The 5,553-nt window shown below is 49.4% G+C and carries 7 protein-coding genes; 3 read left to right on the top strand and 4 right to left on the bottom strand.

Features of this window, described 5'->3' with window-relative positions:
- Positions 1–230 precede the first annotated feature (230 nt).
- Both FJZ26_03705 and FJZ26_03700 read left to right on the top strand, forming a co-directional pair.
- Positions 231–527, top strand: a complete 297-nt coding sequence (locus FJZ26_03705) for a DUF424 family protein (GenBank protein ID MBM3229511.1) — start codon at positions 231–233, stop codon at positions 525–527.
- A 94-nt stretch (positions 528–621) separates the two neighbouring features.
- Positions 622–1,029, top strand: a complete 408-nt coding sequence (locus tag FJZ26_03700) for an ACT domain-containing protein (GenBank protein ID MBM3229510.1) — start codon at positions 622–624, stop codon at positions 1,027–1,029.
- A gap of 66 nt (positions 1,030–1,095) precedes the next feature.
- On the opposite strand, the gene FJZ26_03695 is transcribed toward FJZ26_03700, so the two are convergent.
- From FJZ26_03695 to FJZ26_03685, 3 genes are read right to left on the bottom strand one after another with little or no spacing between them, the layout of a single operon-like run.
- Positions 1,096–2,184, bottom strand: a complete 1,089-nt coding sequence (locus FJZ26_03695) for a hypothetical protein (protein MBM3229509.1) — start codon at positions 2,182–2,184, stop codon at positions 1,096–1,098.
- 60 nt (positions 2,185–2,244) lie between these two features.
- Positions 2,245–2,589, bottom strand: a complete 345-nt coding sequence (locus FJZ26_03690) for a hypothetical protein (GenBank protein ID MBM3229508.1) — start codon at positions 2,587–2,589, stop codon at positions 2,245–2,247.
- Between the two features lie 4 nt (positions 2,590–2,593).
- Complete coding sequence (locus tag FJZ26_03685; GenBank protein ID MBM3229507.1) at positions 2,594–3,613, bottom strand: hypothetical protein; 1,020 nt, start codon at positions 3,611–3,613, stop codon at positions 2,594–2,596.
- Positions 3,614–3,787: 174 nt separating this feature from the next.
- Here FJZ26_03685 and FJZ26_03680 point away from each other — a divergent pair, with 174 nt between their 5' ends.
- Positions 3,788–4,966, top strand: a complete 1,179-nt coding sequence (locus tag FJZ26_03680) for a methionine adenosyltransferase (protein ID MBM3229506.1) — start codon at positions 3,788–3,790, stop codon at positions 4,964–4,966.
- Positions 4,967–5,026: 60 nt separating this feature from the next.
- On the opposite strand, the gene FJZ26_03675 is transcribed toward FJZ26_03680, so the two are convergent.
- Positions 5,027–5,320, bottom strand: a complete 294-nt coding sequence (locus FJZ26_03675) for a hypothetical protein (GenBank protein ID MBM3229505.1) — start codon at positions 5,318–5,320, stop codon at positions 5,027–5,029.
- Positions 5,321–5,553 lie beyond the last annotated feature (233 nt).

Below are 5,553 nucleotides of genomic sequence, written 5' to 3'. Positions count from 1 at the left end.
ACTCTTTGCTTGCAGGTATTGACGCGGATATCATATATTCACCTTTCAGTATGCATTTATTTTCTGGAAAGCGCGTAATTGATTGACGTGAATTTTATCGTCTGCAGCAAGCCGCATCAATTTAACAAGTCGCATCCTGATACAAGCTTGAACGCGCAGCACATGGAGTATAGTGAGTTGAAGCAAAATAACGGGACCAAGCTTTTTAACACCATCTTCCAAGTTTTTCCATGTACCTGAAAGTTCATGAAAGTGCGCAAGGAAAAATAGTTGCCGCATGCGACAGGGAATTGGTTGGCAGGGTGCTGGTCTGCGGCAAGATGAGGCTTGACCTGAAGGCCTACGCTGGCTTTTACAAGGGGGAGGCGGCAGATGGCGGCCTTGTGCTCAAGGCTCTTTGCGGGGCAACAAGCGCAAATCTTGTGGGTGAAAAATCAGTCGAGGTTGCCATTGGGGCGAGGCTTGCGTCCAAGGAAGATATAATTTATTTTGGCAGTGTCCCTCACCTGCAGATATACAAGCTTTGACAAGATTGGCAGATTTGGGGACTGCCAAAAAAACACCCAAAAGCTGTTACAAAATATTATAAGCCTAGCCTTCAAATATCGGACTGGGAGTGCCATGAAACAACTTATTGTAGTGGCTGAAGACCGTGTTGGGTTACTTGCAGATATTTCCTACCTGCTTGGAAAGGCAAAAATCAACATTGAGATAATCAATGTCGGCATTGTTGGCACAAAAGCTGTTGTGCAGCTATTTGTGACTGATGACAAGAAAGCCAGGGAGGTTCTTGCAGCAAACAACTACGAGATTCTTACTGCGGACGTGCTTCTTGTGAAAATACCCGACACCCCAGGTGAGCTTTCAAAGCTTGCCAAGATTCTTGCCGACAACGGGATAAACATTGAGATTGTCAACACCATAACTAGAAGCAAGACGCATGCCCTCTACTCGCTGAAAGTCGACAAGCCCAAAAAGGCAGAAAAACTGCTCAAAGGCTACATTGTCGAGGACGCCTACCTGAATTAGGCGCGTGTTTTGCACCCGTGCAGCGCTGGGTTTTGGCCTTGTGCCAAGCTTTGCCATACGGCACTTTCAATCCAATTCAATTTCCAGCCTGCCTTTTTTCCTGTCAACACTTAGCTTGCCAGATTTGCAAAGTGCAGTGCAGAACTTCTTTGCCTGCGCCCCTGCCTCGTCGTTTTTGGCTGCAAACTCAATGCACTGCTCCACAAGCCCAAGGTTTTCAAGTATTTTCCTCCCTGCAACAGATAGCTGCGCGGCTTGTGCCTCAAGCCTGCCAATTGCCTCAAGCTGCGATTTTTCCATTGCAATAAGCTTTTCAAGCCTCTCGGTTTGTGCTTTTTGCTCCTCGGATATTGATGCGAGTGGGTTTTGGAGGTAATACTCGTCTGCAGCCTCGCTTAATGAGCCATAGGCCTTTGTAGCGCTGGCTTTCAGGGCAAGGCCGGTTGTACTAAACTCTATTGCCTTTCCCCCAGAATCAAAATAGACTGTTGAGGCGCAGGTGCCTGCGATTTGGTGCAAAACCCCCTCAAGCCTTGCAATTTCACTTCCCGCAAGGCTGCTTGCAGGTGTTTTTTGGTCTATTGCGCACCTTGCCAATGCCTCATTTGTGTACATGGTTCCGATTGGAAGCCTTGACAGGCACGATGAGATATATTTGCCAGACACGATTGACTTCGCGTCAAGCATCCCGGATTTTGGTATTGCGGTTTGGGGAAACTTGTAGTCCTGCTTTGGTTTAAGCGCCCTGTCCTTCCACTCCTCCTGCACAAGCACGTTGAGGATTTTTCCCTCCCCGCCAACAAGGATGCAGTTTCCGCCTGAAAACATCTCAAAGACAAGGGTAAATTTTTCCCCCGCCTTTTCAAGCTCAAAGTAGATGACCCTGTCAGCCTCGTGCTGGCGCACGCCCTTAAGAAGCGCCCCTTCTATCCTGCTTCGCACCTGGAGGCAAAAATCTGTCGGAGTTTTTGGGGAGTCTGCTATGTATTTTGTCATGTTTGCCCTGGCTGGCGCGTCAATGGCAATGTCAGTGCCCCCGATTTTGAGCCTGAAGGACTTGCCGCCAAAATGCACGAATTTTTCAAGCCTTTCGCCTGCAAGGCCTTCAAGCTCGCGCACAAGGAACATGTATTCAAGGCTTGCCATCTGGCGCATAAATCAACACCTGCTACGCGGGTTTATTTCAGGCAGTGCGCGCGCATTTTTTTGCATTTTTCAAATGAATTTTACGCCGCAGGACGGGCATGATACCATGTAATAGTCCGCGGCATAGCCGCACATCGGGCATTTGTAGGAGGACTTGCCCTCCTTGAGGGATTGGGAGAAGAAATCGGCCCTGCATTTTTTGCACTTTTGCGCCTCCCAGCCGCTTGTCTCGCCGCATGAGGGGCATTTGAGCTGGAACATGCTAGACAAATGCACGCCGCAGGACGGGCAGCGCTTCATCCCGGAGTCGATTTTTGCCTTGCACTGCTGGCACTCAAGTGCCATGCCAGGCCCAATGGCAGTTTTTGAGCCTGAGCCAAATACGCTTTTGAACAACAAATCTAGCATGCCCATGGATTCACTTTTCCCTCTGAACTTTTATGCCTTGCGTTGCAGCAGGAGCCTCGAATGGCTTGAAACCCATTCTCTCGATGCCGCTTTCAACCTTGCGCAAATTATCTCTTGGCCCGATGACTATGACCGAGCCCCCGTCCCCGCCGGCTGCGGTAAGCTTTGCGCCCCATGCCCCGCAAGATACGGCAGTTTTTACAGCCAGGTCTATTTCGCGGGTTGAAACAGAGCGACTTGTAAGAAGTTTGTGGTTTTCAAGGAACAGTTTGCCTAGCTGCCTGCCGTCTGGGGAAGCAGACAGGAGCTGCGCCTTGAGCCTTGGGTAAAGACTTGTGTAATCGGCATTGATTTTGTCCCTTTGAGCCTGTGGCAGCTGCGAGGGTGGCGCGGCCGCCCCAACACAGGCCGCAAACTTTTCCACCTGCTCCTTGGTCGTGCTTCTTTTGCCAGCAAAAGTGTCTACTACAAGAAGGAAAGAGTCTTTGGGCAGCCTGATGCTGATTTGGCTGAAGGCAAATTTGTCTGGGTTGAAGAATCTTTGGAACTCCTGTGCAATTCCAATTGAGACTGTGCGCGCGTCAATGCCTGATGCTTTCCCGGAGGTTGTTGCAAGGTCGGCTGCCTGGGCGCACTCAAAAACATCCTGGGGCGCATATGGGAACCCTGCAGCCTCAAAGCACGCTGCAGCAAGGGCTGCTGCAACTGCAGAAGAGCTTCCAAGCCCCTTGCCATAGATGTTTTTTGAGATGTCAAAGCGGACTCCGTTAAGCTTCCTGCCGATTTTTTCGCACGCTTTTTCATATGAGGCAAAGTAGAGGGCAGCCTGTTGCGGTATTTTTTCCCGGGGGGAAGAAAAATCAAAGCATCCTAGAATGCCAGATACTTCAACCCCGCCTGCGATTTGGCTTGCCTTTACGGTGTGGCGCAGCTCAAGTGGCATGGCAATTGCGGGGGCGCCATAGACAACAAAATGCTCGCCGCAAAGGATTAGCTTGCTTGGGGCGGAGACTGAAAAGCTTCCTTCCATGGGAAAAGTTAGATTGAAAAAACAATATAAACCATATAATATTCCGATAGGAATAAAACTTGCAGGAATATATTAAAAGTCGCCTGGCGGAGTATAGCAAGCCGTGCAGGATGGGACAAGTATAAGCATGATTGCCGGAAAAGCTAGTGAGCGATTTTGAGGAGGAGATGAAAAATGGCTGGAAAGACTTACCTGTTTACTTCTGAGTCCGTGACTGAAGGGCACCCTGACAAGGTTTGCGACCAGATTTCAGACGCAATACTTGACGACCTGATTTCGCAGGACACGCAAAGCCACGTTGCAGTTGAGGCGCTTGCGACAACAGGGCTGATTGTGGTTGCCGGAGAGGTCACAACCAAGGGCTACTGCGACGTCGAGGGCATTGTGAGAAAAACAATCGATAGTATTGGCTACAACAAGCCCGAATATCACTTTGACACAAAGGGCTCGGGCGTGCTTGTGTCAATCCATGCGCAGTCGCCGGACATTGCACAGGGGGTAAAGGAGGAAAATCTTGAGGAGATAGGTGCTGGGGACCAGGGCATCATGTTTGGCTATGCGTGCAATGAAACGCCTGAGCTTATGCCTCTTCCAATCTCGCTTTCCCAGAAACTTGCATATGCGATATCTCAGGCACGAAAAACAGGTAAAATTCCATATTTGAGGCCTGACGGGAAAACGCAGGTGACCGTCGAATATGATGAAAGCCACCAGCCGCAAAAGGTAACGACAGTTGTCATTGCAGCGCAGCATGATGACAGGCTTGACGGCAGGGAACTGGAAACAACGAGGATAAAGGCCGATTTGCTTGAGCATGTTGTAAAGCCTGTGCTTGGAAAATATTATACTCCGGATACAAGGGTGATTGTGAATGGGACTGGAAGGTTCGTGCTTGGAGGGCCTGCCGGGGACACTGGCGTTACCGGAAGGAAAATCATTGCCGATACTTATGGGGGGATGGCAAGCCATGGGGGCGGGGCGTTTTCCGGCAAGGACCCAACCAAAGTTGACAGGTCAGCCTGCTACATGGCAAGATACATTGCAAAAAACATTGTTGCCTCTGGCTTGGCAGGCAAGTGCGAAGTGCAGCTGGCATATGTTATTGGCGTGGCTGAGCCGGTTTCAATATTCATAGACACCCTTGGGACAGGTAAGATTGACAATGGCAGGCTTGTTGAGCTTATTAGGAAAAACTTCAGGCTAAAGCCAGGGCACATAATAAAGGACTTGGACTTGAGAAGGCCTATTTACCGCAAGACTGCAGCCTACGGCCATTTTGGACGGGAAGACCCGGATTTTACCTGGGAAAAAACCGACAAGGCAGATGAGCTGAGAAAGCAGGCGGGAATTTAGATTTCTAGTAATGACAGGATAAAACTTGCGCCTTGGCTGACATTGGGCATGTAAAAAAAGTCAAGCGCCTGCGCGCACCGGCTTTGGAAGCGACTTTGCCTGCTCGACAAGAGTGCCTGCTGAACCTGCCTGCGCCTGCAGCTCCTGGACAATCGTCTTTGCAAGGTGCTGGCTTTCAAAAAGCATGAGAAGAAAAACTGCAACGTAGATTATGAGGGCTGGAATGAGTATCAGGGTTCTGATTTGAGCGTCGTTGACAACTGCCATGCCAACAAGCAGCATCACAAAAAGCATTGAGAGCAGGAAGTGCGGCTTGAAGGGGTTTGCCGCAAGATGAAATACTTTGCGTGACATAAAGAAAACCTTGGTGCCAATTTGCCCTAGTTTTGAAATCTCATTCACTTCCATTCCAGTTTGATTGCCTGAAATTCCTGTATCGGTGGTGGCTTTCATTGGGGTTTTGATGCCCAATAAAGCAGCCGGATAACGCCGCTTTGTTAAATGCGCCGTCGCTGCGCCAGATTATGGTTGCCTTGTAGGTTATTTCATGAAGACCAGATATATAAATATTTTGACAATAGATATTT

It is taken from the genome of Candidatus Parvarchaeota archaeon, from assembly GCA_016866895.1.
GTDB lineage: Archaea > Micrarchaeota > Micrarchaeia > Anstonellales > VGKX01 > VGKX01.
The sequence above is the reverse complement of the archived record's forward strand: the minus strand, read 5'-3'. Positions and strand labels throughout refer to the sequence as shown.